14 protein-coding genes are annotated in these 15744 nt (G+C 37.5%); 5 read left to right on the forward strand and 9 right to left on the reverse strand.

Going from position 1 to position 15744, the window contains the following annotated elements; translation table 11 throughout:
• Positions 1–98: 98 nt before the first annotated feature.
• The 3 genes from ESV24_RS11345 to ESV24_RS11355 form a co-directional block, all read right to left on the reverse strand.
• Complete coding sequence (locus ESV24_RS11345; protein ID WP_111816704.1) at positions 99–1400, reverse strand: glycosyltransferase family 4 protein; 1302 nt, start codon at positions 1398–1400, stop codon at positions 99–101.
• Positions 1401–1530: 130 nt separating this feature from the next.
• Positions 1531–3984: a YfhO family protein gene (locus tag ESV24_RS11350; RefSeq protein ID WP_111816703.1), complete on the reverse strand. Its 2454-nt coding sequence runs from the start codon at positions 3982–3984 to the stop codon at positions 1531–1533.
• A 186-nt stretch (positions 3985–4170) separates the two neighbouring features.
• On the reverse strand, positions 4171–4434 hold the full coding sequence (locus tag ESV24_RS11355) for a DUF4834 family protein (protein WP_317046809.1): 264 nt from the start codon (positions 4432–4434) through the stop codon (positions 4171–4173).
• Between the two features lie 106 nt (positions 4435–4540).
• Here ESV24_RS11355 and ESV24_RS11360 point away from each other — a divergent pair, with 106 nt between their 5' ends.
• Entirely contained in the window at positions 4541–5521 is a 981-nt protein-coding gene (locus tag ESV24_RS11360) for a transporter (protein ID WP_111816701.1), read from the forward strand.
• A gap of 10 nt (positions 5522–5531) precedes the next feature.
• The gene (locus ESV24_RS11365; protein WP_111816712.1) at positions 5532–6650 is read left to right on the forward strand and encodes a GNAT family N-acetyltransferase; all 1119 of its coding nucleotides are present in this window, start codon (positions 5532–5534) and stop codon (positions 6648–6650) included.
• Between the two features lie 60 nt (positions 6651–6710).
• Here ESV24_RS11365 and capB read toward each other — a convergent pair whose 3' ends face one another.
• The 3 genes from capB to ESV24_RS11380 form a co-directional block, all read right to left on the reverse strand.
• Positions 6711–7970 (reverse strand): cysteate-C-fatty acyltransferase, encoded by a 1260-nt coding sequence (capB, locus tag ESV24_RS11370; RefSeq protein ID WP_111816700.1) that lies wholly within the window; start codon positions 7968–7970, stop codon positions 6711–6713.
• Positions 7971–8153: 183 nt separating this feature from the next.
• Complete coding sequence (gene capA / locus ESV24_RS11375; protein ID WP_111816699.1) at positions 8154–9191, reverse strand: cysteate synthase; 1038 nt, start codon at positions 9189–9191, stop codon at positions 8154–8156.
• Positions 9192–9269: 78 nt separating this feature from the next.
• Entirely contained in the window at positions 9270–11405 is a 2136-nt protein-coding gene (locus tag ESV24_RS11380; protein WP_111816698.1) for a S9 family peptidase, read from the reverse strand.
• A gap of 63 nt (positions 11406–11468) precedes the next feature.
• Here ESV24_RS11380 and ESV24_RS11385 point away from each other — a divergent pair, with 63 nt between their 5' ends.
• Together ESV24_RS11385 and ESV24_RS11390 are read left to right on the forward strand one after the other, a co-directional pair.
• Complete coding sequence (locus ESV24_RS11385; RefSeq protein ID WP_111816697.1) at positions 11469–11792, forward strand: YbaB/EbfC family nucleoid-associated protein; 324 nt, start codon at positions 11469–11471, stop codon at positions 11790–11792.
• A 103-nt stretch (positions 11793–11895) separates the two neighbouring features.
• Positions 11896–12216, forward strand: coding sequence for a YegP family protein (locus ESV24_RS11390; RefSeq protein ID WP_111816696.1), 321 nt, complete (start codon positions 11896–11898; stop codon positions 12214–12216).
• 165 nt (positions 12217–12381) lie between these two features.
• Here the strand turns inward: ESV24_RS11390 and ESV24_RS11395 are convergent, their stop codons facing one another.
• Both ESV24_RS11395 and ESV24_RS11400 read right to left on the reverse strand, forming a co-directional pair.
• Positions 12382–13404, reverse strand: coding sequence for a threonine aldolase family protein (locus ESV24_RS11395; protein ID WP_111816711.1), 1023 nt, complete (start codon positions 13402–13404; stop codon positions 12382–12384).
• Between the two features lie 4 nt (positions 13405–13408).
• Complete coding sequence (locus ESV24_RS11400) at positions 13409–14038, reverse strand: hypothetical protein (RefSeq protein WP_111816695.1); 630 nt, start codon at positions 14036–14038, stop codon at positions 13409–13411.
• A 182-nt stretch (positions 14039–14220) separates the two neighbouring features.
• Here ESV24_RS11400 and prfB point away from each other — a divergent pair.
• A protein-coding gene (gene prfB / locus ESV24_RS11405) for a peptide chain release factor 2 (RefSeq protein WP_111816694.1) occupies positions 14221–15328 on the forward strand; the annotation gives its coding sequence in 2 pieces (ribosomal slippage) (positions 14221–14283 and positions 14285–15328; 1107 coding nt in all).
• Positions 15329–15542: 214 nt separating this feature from the next.
• Here prfB and ESV24_RS15350 read toward each other — a convergent pair.
• Positions 15543–15713 (reverse strand): hypothetical protein, encoded by a 171-nt coding sequence (locus ESV24_RS15350; protein WP_160110627.1) that lies wholly within the window; start codon positions 15711–15713, stop codon positions 15543–15545.
• Positions 15714–15744 lie beyond the last annotated feature (31 nt).

The raw sequence follows: 15744 nt of genomic DNA on the forward strand, positions 1-15744 counted from the left end.
GCTTCAGAAAATCATCTGAAATTAAATCATCTTTCTTCATAAGGTGTAAATATTTAAAATTAAACAAAAAATTAGCGGGGGCATGCCCCCGCTAATTTTTAACTTACACACTTTATGAGATAGTCCCTTAAAATTAATGAAGCCATTTGTTTCGTAAGTTCCCTCCTACTATATTTTTCAATGCCTTTAGAAGCAATTTTTAAATTTCCGCTTTTGAATGCTGCGTATAATTGAAGAATTTCGGCTTTCAATTCATCATCATCCCAATAGCTGAAAAATTTACCGGCTTTTGTTTCAGTAATTATTCCTTCAATATCGCTTTCCTTCGGTCCTAAAGCAATGATTGGTCTTTTAGCTGCTAAATACTCAAAAAGTTTGCCTGGAATAATAGCACGGGTTTCATTACTGTTTATTTCAACAAGAAGCAAAACCTGACTTTTGAGCTGCAGTTTTAGCGCTTCGGAATGGGAAACGTAGCCCAGAAATCTACAATTCGAAATTAGTTCGAAATTTTTAAGACTTTTTTTCACATCTTCGCTTATGGCTCCAGCAAACTTTAATTGCAAGTCATTTTTGAAAGAAGTATTTTCTTTGCAAATTTCGGAAAGTACTTTCCATAAAACTTCCGGATTTCGTTCACTCAGTAATGAACCAATGTGCGAAATTGAAAAACTAGAATCCTTTTCGAAGTCAATTTCTTCAGAAATTTCGTAACCATTTGTAACAACTTCAATCGGAGTTTCGGTAATCATTTCAAACTCTTTTTTGGTCGTTGGGCTGGTTACGGTAATTATGTCTGCAGATTTTAAAACCAAAGCTTCCAATGCCTTATGTTTTCGTTCCGAAGATTTGTTTAATCGAAGCGATTTATGGTAGTGAATGGTTGTCCACGGATCGCGAAAATCTGCAATCCATTTTACGTTCAATTCTTTTTGAAGCTGCATCCCGATAAGATGAAGGCTATGTGGCGGACCAGTTGTAATTACCACATCCACGGCGTTTTCAGAAATATATTTTGAAAGGAATTTAACCGAAGGTTTTACCCAGCCCACGCGCGCATCAGGAATAAAAAAATTGCCACGCACATAGAGCATTAACTTCTCCATCGCAGACACTTGTTTTTTTGAAATAATGCCGCTGCTTATCTGTTTTGTTTTCTCCTTTGAAAAAAGTTTTGCGAAACGATAGGGCTCGTTGATTGGCTGTTTTATAATTTCAATGTCCGGTGGAATTTCTGAAGAAAAATTTTCATCAATCAAAGGATAATTGGGATTTTCAGGAGCGTAAACAATCGGTTCCACTCCAAATTCCTGAAAATATTTTACAAATTTCAACCATCGCTGTACGCCCGGACCGCCTGCTGGAGGCCAATAGTATGTGATTATAAGGGCGCGTTTCAAAACAGGATTTTTAGTTTAGATTATTTTTAGTTCCGTTAGGGACTTCATATCGGTTATTCAAACCGACTGACAGTTTTTTTGTGCCTTTAGGTACAACTTACCTATGTTTTGTTCCTAAAGGGACAGGAAATTATAATTCTTCTTTAACTAAGGAATCATTATTTTTCTTCCGAAAAGCAAAATACAAACCACTCAATACTATTAAAAGAAAAACAATACTACTTATTAATGAAATGGTGCTTCCAGTTTGTATTACTTTCGGTTCAAATTTAAATTCTATCTTATTGTTTCCTGAAGGGATAACCATTGCTCGCAGCAAATAGTTTGCTCTAAAATATTCAGCTGGTTTTCCATTTATATAAGCATTCCATCCCTTTGGATAGTACACTTCAGAAAAAATTGCCAATTGAGCAGATTTAGTTGAAGTTTCATAAACCAACTTGTTTGGTTGATGACTAAATAGTTCAATAGTAGCGGTACTGTCTCTTTCCATTTTTTGATTCGGAATCTTCAACAATAATTCTTTATTTACAATGGCAGTCGTTTTAGTGTTCAAACTGTCCAAAAGTTGAATTTCGACGTTTGCATTGTCAGCAGGAAGCACATTTTCAACAAACCACGCATCGCCGTTTGCATACGGATTACGCTGCGCCACTGCCCCGCCATTTTTGGTTTGGGTAATGATGTAGCGCACATTCATCATATTCAGAATTCCGATATTTCCCTTGCTTATATAAAACTCAAACAAATCCTGCATTCTGCCAGGTTTTGCGGCGTGATAACCGCCCAAAGCATTGTGATAATAACTAGCCCGCCCACTGTTAAAAGCGTTTGTTGTAGCATCGTAAACACGGTAATGGCCATCGTCTTCCAAAATTTGAATGTCTGCGCCGTTTTTCTGAAATGGCTCGTCAACTAATCTAGCTTGCACAAAGTCATCTTCATTCACATATCTTCTATTAACGCCCACCAAATCAACCAAAACCAATAGACAAAGTGCGGCAATAGTAAAACCTTTTTTCAATGTTCCTTTCATTAAAAACCAAAGAACTGCAGCTGTTAAAACAACAAATATTAAAGAGCGAATTGCATCGGAGGTGAAAAGAGACATTCTATCTTCGCGGATAGCTTCCAAAAACGGTAGTCCCATTTCATCTCTAAAATAACTATCGAAAGGACTGGCAAAATCAAAAAGAGACGACTTGAATAGTATGAAAATAAGCGTGAGTCCACCAACTATTCCTGTGGAATAAAGCAAGGCTTTTTTCTTTTCATCTTCCTTTTCAAACTCATTGAAAAACTGGTGAAGACCAACAATGGCGAGTATTGGAACAATCAATTCAATAATAACTTGTATTGAAGATACCGCGCGAAATTTATCGTAAAGCGGAACATAATCTATAAAAAATTCTGTTAGCCCGCTAAAGTTTTTACCCCACGAAAGAAATAGCGTTAACACAAAGGCTGAAACAACCCACCATTTCAATCTACCTCGGACTAAAAACAGTGCCAAAACAGCAAGAAATATAATGATTGCACCAATATATGCAGGTGCGCCCACAAAAGTTTGATCGCCCCAATACATCGGGATTTGGCTTAAAACTTGGTTTGCTTCCTGGGAAGATGCGCCCATTCGCATTAAATTTTCAACAGTTTTTGAATCTTCTGGAAATGCTTCGGACGAACTTCCACCCATAAAACGTGGAATAAACAGATTAAAACTTTCCAGTTTTCCGTAGCTGTACTCAGTTATATAATCATAATCAAGTCCTGTTTTATTGTCTTTCGGCGTTCCGTCTGCATTGATGCTTAATTCTGTTTTTCCGCGGGTAGAAGTATCTGCGTACTCTTTAGTTGCTAAAATATTAGTGGCGTTTAAACCAATAGAAATTATAACCGCAGCCAGCATAATTCCAACTGCTCTAAAATAATGTGGAAGTATTTTTTTTTGGAAAGCGTCAATTAAATAAACAATTCCAATGATTACTACTAAAAGCATCAAATAATACGTCATTTGGAAGTGGTTTGCAACCAATTCCAACCCCATTGAAACCGTCAGTAATAAAAAGCCCCAAAGATATTTTCCGCGGAATGTTAGGAATATTCCGCTTAATACAAAAGGCATATAAGCAATGGCATGGGCTTTTGCGTTGTGCCCAACGCCCAAAATAATAATCAAATATGTTGAAAAACCGAAAGCCAAAGCTCCGAGAAAAGCCAGTTTATAGTCTACTTTCAAAACCAAAAACAGAATATACATTCCTATAAAATAAAGGAATAAATAATCTGCCGGACGCGGTAAAAAGCGAATGGCGAGATCGAGTTGTTTTATGTAATTGTTTGGATATTTTGCACCTAATTGATAAGTTGGCATCCCACCGAAAGCCGCATCGGTCCAATAAGTTTCTTCGCCCGTGGCTTTTCGAAAATCATTTTGCTGTTTTGCCATTCCAGTGTATTGCACAATATCACTTTGGAATATTTTTTTTCCCTGCAACACTGGGTTGAAATAAGCCAAGGAGGCAATTATAAACAAAACGAAAACAACTAAATGGGGAAGAAATCTTTTATAGTTGGGCTGCATAATTGGTCTTGTGAATTTGAAGTGGGGAAATTAGGGAAAATTTTGGAAACACGAACCACAGCTGAATGGAAACACGAACCACGACGGTTTGAAGCATGACAAAAAAAATAGGACTGAAGAGAATGCAAACAACGATTACAATTAAAACTCGTCGTGGGTCAAAATGACTTGGTTCGAACCGTCCTTTTAATCCACCTCTTCATATTCAACATATTCCCCAACTTTTTTACTAGATCGGGAATTGGAAGAAGGATTTTTATCAATGGTAATACTTCCCTCTTGTTGTTTCTGCGATTTCATATCTGGATTATTTCCGAAGAACTGCTCAAACTGTTGTCCAGCTTTTTTCGAAATATAACGCATTAAATAAGGCGTACCCAGCTTAATAAGAAACTTAAGCCCAAAGTATACCAGAAGAACGATCAATATCGTTTTTAGGAATGTCATCATAACGGTCAAATTATTTTCAAAAATAAGGATTGATGCAGAAAAAGACGAATATTGACTATTAAATTAATGGTAAAATCTTATATCTTTGAGCTAAACCCAACATTCCATGAACATCAAACTTCCCTTTCTATTTCTGCTGTGTTTTATAACCTTTTCAAATGTTTCGGCACAATACACAGAAATGATAAACACAAACCGCCCGGGTGGCTCGCAAGGTGCATTTTCTGTAGGCACCAATGTGCTTCAGATTGAAACCGGATTTAGTTACGGAAAGGAAAAACACGAACTTCTGAAAACTGAAACTAACGGTTTTGCAATAGATTATTCAGTGCGTTATGGTATACTAAAAGAACGTCTGGAAGTGAGCCTTATGGGAGAGTTTCAATCAAATTCGGTTACTGATAATCGCTCAACACTTGTAAGGGAATACAATCTTTCAAACTTTAAAAGTAATACACTGGGAGCGAAATATTTAATTTACGACCCGTACCGAAAACGTGATCTTCAAGGCCCAAACCTCTATAGTTGGAAGGCAAATAACAAAACACAGTGGGCAGATTTAATTCCAGCCATTTCAGTTTATGCAGGCGCCAATGTAGATTTTGCCGACAATCCTTTCACACCGGAAGCTGAAAGTACGATAAGTCCAAAGTTGGTGCTTTCTACCCAAAATAACTTTATTGGCGGATGGGTATTTGTAACCAATATTATAATAGATAGGGTAACAACAGATTTTCCTACCTATGGCTACATTCTAACCTTAACACACGCAACCAATAGATATTTTTCTGTATTTCTTGAAAACCAAGGTTTGAAAAGTGATTTTTATGCAGACCAATTGCTTCGTGGCGGTGCGGCTGCCCTTATTAATCAAAATTTACAGGTTGATCTTTCACTTACTTATAGCTTTAAAGATACACCATCAAAATTCTATGGCCGTGCTGGATTGGCATATCGTTTTGATATGCACGATAAAGATGAATATTTGGAAGATGACGCCAATAAAAAATCAAAAGACAAAAAAGATAAAGACAAAAAAGAAGAACGTCAAGACGAATTAGAATTGGATGGAAATGGCGAACAATAACGTTTTAAGTATGATTACAGTTAAAGAACTAACCTCAAAAAGTGATCTCAAAAAGTTTGTCACTTTTCCTTTTAAACTTTACAAAGATAGCAAATACTGGGTTCCACCATTGATTAAAGACGAAATGGAAACTTTAAACCCTGAAAAAAATCCAGTTTTTAAAAACGCTGAAGCTTGGTACTACTTAGCGTATAAAAATGATGAAATAGTTGGGCGAATCGCCGTTATTCTGAACCATTTCGAAGTAAACGAACAAGGCAAGAAAAAAATTCGTTTTGGTTGGCTGGACATGGTTGATGATATTGAAGTAACCAAAGCCCTGCTTGAAAAAGTATATGAAAAAGGCCGCCAACAAAACCTAGAATATGCCGAAGGCCCCGTAGGTTTCAGCAACATGGAAAAAGCCGGAATCCTAACAATGGGTTTTGAGGAAATGAATACGATGATTACTTGGTATCATTTCCCCTATTACGCCGAACATTTGGAAACACTCGGTTATGAAAAGCAGGCAACTTGGGTGGAATATAGGCTCGAAATACCCGATACTATTTTTGAAAAGGTTTCAAAATTTTCCAAAATTATACGGGAACGCTATAAACTTTCTGTGATTCGTTTTAAAGGCAAAAAAGAAATTCTTCCTTATGTGGATGATATGTTCGGTTTATTGAATAAAACGTACAATACGCTTCAGACTTTCGTGCCAATTCAGCAATATCAAATTGATTATTATAAAAAGAAATATTTCAGCTTTATCCATCCAGACTACATTTGCTGTATAAAAGATGAAACCGGAAAACTGATTGCTTTTTCCATTGTGATGCCTTCCTTTTCAAAAGCACTGAAAAAGGCGAATGGGAAACTGTTTCCGATTGGCTGGAATTATATACTTCAAGCACAGAAAAAGAACGATACCGCCGCTTTTTATTTAATAGGAATAGATCCCGAGTATCAAGGAAAGGGAGTTACCGCAATTATTTTTGAAGAAATGCAATACCTTTTCAACTCAAAAGGAATACATACTGTGGAAACAAATCCTGAATTAAAGGAAAATACAGCTGTGCAGTTGCTTTGGAAGGATTACAATCCTGTGCAACATAAAGAGCGGAGTACTTTTAGGAAGGATATTTAATAAAAAATCCACCCAAAAAAGGTGGATTTTTTCAATATATAAATACTCAGTTTTTAAAATCTACTCTCCCATTGCCTCTATAAGAGCCGCAGAAAGACGCTTATAAGTTCCATTCTCCAATCGCTCGCGGATCGCTGAAAACGCTTCCAAAGTTTCATCAATGTCTTGTATTGTGTGCGTAGCTGTTGGTATCATTCTTAAAAGAATCAGTCCTTTCGGGATTACCGGATAAACAACGATTGAGCAGAAAATTCCGTGGTTTTCACGTAGGTCTTTTACTAACGCCATAGCTTCTGGAATGCTTCCTTTTAAATAAACCGGAGTCACGCAACTTTGGGTTGTCCCAATATCAAAACCTCTCTTTTTAAGTCCGCCTTGCAGGGCATTTACATTTTCCCAAAGTTTTTCTTTTAATTCGGGCATCGTACGAAGCATATCCAAACGCTTTAAAGCACCTTCCACCAAAACCATTTGTAATGATTTCGCAAACATTTGCGAACGCAGGTTGTATTTTAGGTAATTCATTATCTCTTCATCACCAGCAATAAATGCTCCCGTGCTTGCCATAGATTTTGCGAAGGTTGCAAAATAAACGTCAATTCCGTCCTGAACGCCTTGCTCCTCGCCTGCTCCGGCACCTGTTTTTCCAAGCGTTCCGAAACCATGGGCATCATCCACGAAAAAGCGAAAATTGTATTTTTTCTTAAGTTCTATAATTTCTTTCAATTTTCCCTGCTCACCGCGCATTCCGAAAACACCTTCGGAAATAAGAAGAATTCCACCGCCAGTTTTCTCGGCAACTTTAGTAGCACGCTGTAGGTTCTTTTCGATACTTTCCATATCGTTGTGCCTATAAGTGAAGCGTTGCCCCAAGTGAAGGCGAACCCCATCAATAATACAAGCGTGGGCATCAACATCATAAACGATTACATCGTCTTTTGAAACCAAGGCATCTATTGTTGAAACCATTCCTTGATAACCAAAATTTAAAAGATAAGCAGCTTCCTTATTTACAAATTCTGCAAGTTCTCTTTGAAGTTGCTCGTGAAGATCCGTGTGGCCGCTCATCATTCGCGCGCCCATTGGGTAGGCAGAACCCCATTTTTGTGCGGCTTCGGCATCTACTTTTCTAACTTCGGGATGATTGGCAAGGCCTAAATAATCATTAATACTCCAAGTGATTACATCCTTTCCCTTAAACTTCATTCGGTTGGAAATTGGACCTTCCAATTTTGGAAATACAAAGTAGCCTTCCGCTTGTTCGGCCCATTTTCCTAACGGACCTTTATCTTTATAGATTTTATCGAATAAATCTTTCATTAAATCTTTTGTTAAAAATGTGCGACAAAATTAATTAAATTATAATTAGATTATAGTTTTTAGACGTGAGATTTTAGACAGGTTTTGTAGGCTCGCGATAATCGCGAGCCTACAAACAAAAAACCGACTGAAATGTATTCAATCGGTTTTCTAAATCGTAAATCTAAAATCGCATATCGTAAATTACTTAATGTATTCTATCTTGTGTATTTCAGCAGTTTCAGAATCGAAGAAACCTTGCTGTTGCATCCATTCGTCGTTATAGATTTTGCTCATATATCGTGAACCGTGGTCTGGGAAGATAACAACAATATTGCTATCCGCTGCAAACTCGCCTTCTTCTTCAAGCTGTTTTAACCCTTGCATTGCAGCACCACTAGTATAACCTACAAAAAGTCCTTCGGTTTTTGCAAGCTCTCGAGCCGTGTGAGCACTACTCTCATCGGTTACTTTTTCAAATTTGTCAATTATATTGAAATCTGTAGCCGATGGAATTAAGTTTTTACCCAAACCTTCAATTCGGTATGGATAGATTTCATTCGTGTCAAATTCTTTTGTTTGGTGATATTTCTGAAGTACTGAGCCGTAAGCATCAATTCCTATTATTCTTATATGTGGATTTTTCTCTTTCAGAAAACGAGCCGTTCCAGAAATTGTTCCGCCAGTTCCACTACAAGCTACTAAATGGGTGATTTTACCGGCAGTTTGTTCCCAAATTTCGGGACCAGTGGTTTGGTAATGTGCATCAATATTCAATTCGTTAAAATATTGATTGATATACACCGACCCTTTTATTTCACTGTGAAGCTTTTTTGCAACTTCATAATACGAACGTGGATCGTCTGCGCTAACGTGAGCTGGGCAAACGTAAACCTTTGCTCCCATTGTTTTCAGCATATCAATTTTATCTGCTGAAGATTTGGAGCTTACTGCTAAAATACATTCATAACCCTTAATAATACTTACCATTGCAATACTGAACCCCGTGTTTCCACTTGTGGTTTCAATAATAGTGTCGCCTGGTTTAAGGATTCCTTTTCTTTCGGCTTCTTCAATAATATAAAGTGCAATGCGATCTTTTGTAGAATGTCCTGGATTGAACGCTTCAACCTTTGCGAAATAATTACCCTTCATCTTTTGGGTAATCTTGTTAAGCTTAATCAGCGGTGTGTTACCTATAAGTTCCAACACGCTATTGTGGGCTTTTATTTCTTCTTTCATAAAGAGGGAGTTCGTTTTAAAAAATACTCAGTTTGAAACTGAATTTTTCAACCCGCCAAAGGTACGGAATTATTTTTATTACTCCTTGATTCCTTCCAAATCCAATAAAAAGGCAAAATCCATAGCAACCTCTTTCAACGCTTCAAAACGTCCAGAAGCCCCGCCGTGTCCAGCATCCATGTTGGTTTGTAATAAAAGAGTGTTACTGTCGGTTTTTAGATCTCTCAGTTTTGCAACCCACTTTGCAGGCTCCCAATATTGCACTTGGCTATCGTGCAGACCAGTTGTAACAAGCATATTTGGATAGGCTTTCACTTCCACATTATCATACGGGGAATAACTTTTCATATAATTATAGGATTCCACGTTATTTGGATTTCCCCACTCGTCATATTCTCCCGTAGTTAGCGGTATGGAATCGTCAAGCATGGTTGTTACTACATCTACAAAAGGAACTGAAGCGATAATACCATTGTATAAATCTGGCGCTAAATTAACTATGGCGCCCATCAAAAGACCACCCGCTGAACCACCGGAAGCATAAAGATGCTCTTTGGAAGTATAACCTTGATCAATTAAATATTTGGAAGCATCTATAAAATCTTTAAATGTATTTTTCTTTTTCAGCAGTTTCCCGTCCTCGTACCATTGCCTTCCCATATATTCTCCCCCGCGTACGTGCGCAATTGCGAAGATAAAGCCACGATCCAATAGACTCAGTCTTACCGATGAAAAGTAAGGATCGATAGTTGCTCCATAAGAGCCGTAACCGTAAATAAGCAATGGATTTTTACCATCTTTCTTAATTCCTTTTCTATAAATAACCGACATGGGGATTTTTGTTCCATCCGCAGCAGTTGCCCAAAGACGCTCGGTTTCATAATTATCTTTATCGAACTTGTCACCTAAAACTTCGGTTTCTTTCAAAACAGTTTTCACCTTGGTTTCCATATTGAAATCAATCACCGAAGCTGGCGTATTTAAAGAATTGTAACCGTAACGAAGAATTTTAGTGTCGAATTCCGGGTTTTGGGTTGTGAAAGCGGTATAGGTTTCGTTATCGAAAGGCAAATAATAATCTTCGCTGCCTTTCCATTTCTTTATTCGAATTTTTGTGAGTCCGTTATTACGTTCGCTAACAACCAGATAATCCTTAAAAATATCTATGTCTTCCAAAAGCACATCCTCGCGATGCGGGATCATATCTACCCAATTCTCTTTGGAAGTTTTGTCTTCCGAAGTTTTCATCAGTTTAAAATTGAGTGCTTTGTCTTTATTCGTCAGCACGTACCAATTGTTTCCGTAATGCGAGATGCTGTATTCCAAACCTCTTTCGCGAGGCTGAAATATTTTGAATTGACCCGTTGGCGTATCAGCATTTAAGACGCTGAACTCCGTTGTAAGGGTACTGTAAGAGCCTATTACGATATATTCTCTAGACTTAGTTTTATAAACGTAAGTACCGAAGGTGTCGTCTTCCTCCGTAAAAATCAATTCGTCTACAATTGGGTCAGTGCCCAAAGTATGGCGGTATATTCTATCTGCGCGAAGGGTTTTATCGTCCTTTCGAGTGTAAAAAAGTGTTTTGTTATCGTTGCCCCAAGTGGCGCTGCCTGTAGTAAGCGGGATGCGTTCGGCATAGGTTTCGCCAGTCTCAAGATTTTTAATGTAAATATCGTATTTTCTTCGGCTTAAGGTATCTACGCCAAAAGAAATAAGTTTGTTATCTTCAGAAACGTTCAGGCCGGTAAGGTTATAATAAGAATAATCTTTTGCCATTTCGTTTACGTCAAAAAGAATTTCTTCTGAAGCGTCTAAAGAACCCTTCTTACGTGTGTAAATAGGGTAATCTTTCCCAGTTTCGTAGCGGGTTATGTAGTAATAGCCGTTTAGTTTATATGGAACCGACTCATCGTCCTCTTTTATGCGTGCCTTCATTTCTTCAAAAAGATCTTCCTTAAATTTCTTAGTGTGCGCGGTCATTGCCTCGTAATACTTATTTTCTTCGTTTAGATAATTAATTACCTTTTCATCTTCGGGATTGTTGAGCCAATAATAATCATCGATGCGAACATCGCCGTGTGCTTTTAATTCTTTAGGACTTTTTTCCGCTTTAGGGGGAGTAATTTTCATAGTTGCTTTTGAAGTTTCCTGCGCATTTATTGAAGCGGCAAAAATAAGGGAAGCAAATGAAAGGAAAGCCAATTTTTTCATAATTGAAGGTTTTTGAATAGTCACACAATTTAGTAAATTTGTAGCAAACTAAAACAAGAAATTATGTTTGGAGATTTAATGGGAATGATGGGTAAATTAAAAGAAACCCAAGAAAAAGTAGAAGCTACAAAAAAACGCTTAGACACTGTGCTTATTGACGAAGCAAGCAGTGACGGACTTCTAAAAATAACGCTCACGGCAAACCGAAAAATTAAAACTATTGAAATAGCAGATAGTTTGATGGAAGATAAAGAACAACTTGAAGATTATTTAATCCTCACGCTGAACAAGGCGATAGAAAAAGCTACCAATGTGCACGAAACAGAAGTTGCAGCTGTTGCAAAAGAAGGAATGCCGAATATTCCCGGAATGGATTTGTTTAAGTAACTAATGCTAAATTTATTATAAATAGGAAAAGTAATTTTTATAACATCTTATTTTTCACGATATTAAGGTTTTAATTATTAATAATCTTAAACACCTAATTATTATGTTTGAACTAAAGATGAGTGGTGATAAATTTCATTTCGTATTAAAAGCGGCCAATGGACTAGTAATCCTTTCCAGCCAAATGTACACCACAAAAGCTGCAGCAATGAACGGCATTGAATCCGTAAAAACCAACTGTGGCAGTGATTCTATGTACGAAAGAAAGACAGCGGCAAATGGAAAGTTTCATTTCAACGTGAAATCCACGAACGGCCAAATAATAGGAAATAGCCAAATGTATACTTCTGAAAGCGGCGTTACCACAGGGATTGACTCTGTGAAAAAAAATGCTCCCGGCGCTTCGATAAATGAAGTGGAATAAATTTCGCCACGAATTCACGAATGTTTTAAATAATTATTCGTGAATTCGCGGCTTATTTTATAATACTATTTATATTTTTTAAGAATTTCCAAAAACTTCCCGTGCATCCCATCCGTATAATCTAAATGGGTTACAATTCGTGAATTCGCGGCTCATTTTATAATACTATTTATATTTTTTAAGAATTTCCAAAAACTTCCCGTGCATCCCATCCGTATAATCTAAATGGGTTACAATTCGTAATTTCCCCTGCCCCATACTGCTAATTTTAATGTTTTTCTGAAGCAAATCATCCATAAATTTTTCTTCGGAAATGTGTTCAGAAAGATAAAAAATTACAATATTGGTTTCTGTGGGCTCAACCTTTTTTATATAGGATTGTTTCGAAAGCAATTCCGAAATTTCCGAAGCTTTTTTATGGTCATCAGCCAAGCGATCTAAATGATTATCCAAAGCATAAATACCCGCAGCAGCCATAAAACCTATTTGCCGCATTCCGCCACCCAATACTTTCCGGGTACGCATTGCTTTTTTCATAATTTCACTTTTCCCCAGTAAAACGCTTCCCATGGGCGTGCCCAAACCTTTGCTCAAACAAACCGAAATAGTATCGAAAACTTTTCCATAATCTTTAGGATCTTCCTTTTTTGCCACAAGTGCATTCCAAATTCGCGCACCATCTAAATGCAACCCTAAATTATGATTATTGCAAACTCTGCGTATTTTTTCTATTTCAGAAAAATCATAACACGCTCCACCGCCTTTGTTTGTTGTATTTTCTAAACACACCAAACTTGTAAGCGGACTGTGATAAAAATCTGGCGGATTTATGTTTTCTTCAACTTGCGCAGCGGTAATCATTCCGCGATTGCCATCAATCAATTTGCAGGAAACCCCGCTATTAAAGGATACGCCGCCGCCTTCGTAATTATAAACGTGCGCCCATTTATCGGCTATTAACTGTTCTCCAGGTTGGGTGTGCATTTTTATAGCCGCTTGGTTTGCCATACTTCCCGTTGGGAAAAAAAGTGCAGCCTCCATCCCGAACATTGCTGCAAGTTTTAGCTCTAACTTATTGGCGGTTGGGTCTTCTTTATAGACATCATCACCTACTTCTGCATTCATAATTGCTTGCATCATTCCCTGTGTGGGTTTGGTAACGGTATCGCTTCTTAAATCTATTGTCATATTTTTAGTCTTCTCGGAAAAATTTTCCATTTTTTTCTAAATTCTTTAATAACTCTGAAACCTCATTGTCCAGCTTTATCAATTTAAGTGAATTGTTGTGATCTGCGTTAACGTTTCTGTATTTGGAATCGTTGGTAAGATCAAACTCGCGGAAGCTTTTTTCAAAAGCTTTGCCTTCAAAAACAAACTTGTATTCTTTATGGCACGACTGAACCGACATATTTCCAAACGCATTATCATCAACCTTTTCGCCTTCGTATTTTTTTACCGTTTCACTTTTCAGCGCTTGCTCTTCATTAAGTAGTTTAATTAATGTCTTATTACGGACTATTTTCAAAGGCATAAAACTTCCGCAATTATCAAATTTCTGAAGTTTCAAAACTTCATCGTCTTCCTTCCAAAATAAGTAAACTGAATAGTAGGTAGACCGCGAAGCACAAAGGCTACCATCGGGTAAATTGAACAGTTGTATGTTCCCAACGCAGTAATCTTTTCTGAAAAAATATTCAGGATTTTGCTGCAGTTCAAGTTCTGCCATTTTTTGTGCAACCAGCGAATCTACAAAAGTCTCGTCATTTTGGGCGAAAACAATAGTCGTTATAATCAATGCGAAAAAGAGCACTATATTTTTCATATAAAGAGATTTAATTATTTCTGAAATACATATTTTTAAGAAAGTATAAAATTAGCCGAAAAATACTTTTCGCTCACGAAGTTAATGGTATTTTTGCTTCATAATTTAATTTGAAACATCGTTTTCAAAATGACCAAAATGAACTTCCATTAAAAAGATACCTGTTTTCACGGGCAATAAATATGACTACAACAGACCAAATCAAAGACCTTAAGGTGCGGCTAGATGCCTTGAGGCGCTATCTTTGACATTGCTGGCAAAAGCATAGAGATTACCAACGACGAAGAAAAAACATTCGACCCCAATTTTTGGAACAACCCTCAGGAAGCCGAGGCTTTTATGAAGGTGCTGCGTACCAAAAAGAAATGGGTTACAGATTACGAATCCGCAACTACCCTTACCGAAGAAGCCGAAATTTTATTAGAGTTTTATAAAGAAGGTGAAGGAAAACCTGAAAACGTAGATGCCGCCTTTGGCAAAGCTGAAACGGCTATTGAAGCGCTGGAGTTCCGAAATATGCTTGGAGAAGAAGGTGACGACATGAGTGCTGTGCTCCAAATTACAGCTGGTGCCGGCGGAACCGAGAGTTGCGACTGGGCACAGATGCTAATGCGTATGTACCTAATGTGGGCACAAAAAAACGGTTATAAAGTAAAGGAACTAAACTTTCAGGCTGGCGATGTTGCCGGTGTAAAAACCGTAACCTTAGAAATTGAAGGTGAATATGCCTTTGGTTGGCTAAAGAGTGAAAACGGGGTGCATCGTTTGGTGCGTATTTCTCCGTTTGATAGTAATGCAAAAAGACACACAAGTTTTGCAAGTGTTTATGTGTACCCTTTAGTCGATGACACTATTGAAATTGACATAAATCCCGCCGATATTTCGTGGGAATTTGCCCGAAGCAGCGGCGCTGGAGGACAAAATGTGAACAAGGTAGAAACTAAAGCAATCCTTACCCACAATCCTTCCGGAATCGTAATACATAATAGTGAAACACGAAGCCAGCTGGATAACCGAGAAAAGGCGATGCAGATGCTTAAATCGCAATTGTACGAAATTGAATTGCGGAAACAGCTAGCCCAACGCGCAGAAATTGAAAACAGCAAAATGGCAATTGAATGGGGCTCACAAATTCGCAACTACGTTCTGCATCCCTACAAATTGGTTAAAGACGTACGCACTGCCCATGAAACCGGAAATACCGACGCAATGCTAGATGGCGAGATTGATGGGTTTTTAAAGGCTTATTTGATGATGACTGGACAAAAAGAGAAGAAGGACGAACTTTAGCTATTAATAATAAAAAACAAAGGGAACAAGATTTAAAAAAATCTTAGTTCCCTTTGCAAATCATATTCCTTCTGCTGGCATTATCCTTTTCGAAGTTTTTACGGGTATTTTCTCAGCTGTTTTTAAGACTTAAGCACCCCGATATGATAGTTTTATAAATATACTAAAACAATCTCGCCAAACTTACTTGTTTTAAAAACTTTAACAAAAAACTTCAACTTCTCCTTCTTCCCACAAAATCGGTGGCCCAAAAGACAAACAGCAGCAGTAAAAAGATTCCAGATATATATTTGGCTGGTTCCAACCCACCATCGCCAATGCCTATAAAACCGACCACGCCAAAGACAATGGCTAATATTATATAGATTGCTTTCCAATGAAGCATGGAGGTTAGTTTAAAGGTTGTTTAACAAAAG

The organism is Aequorivita lipolytica (genome assembly GCF_007997135.1).
GTDB lineage: Bacteria > Bacteroidota > Bacteroidia > Flavobacteriales > Flavobacteriaceae > Aequorivita > Aequorivita lipolytica.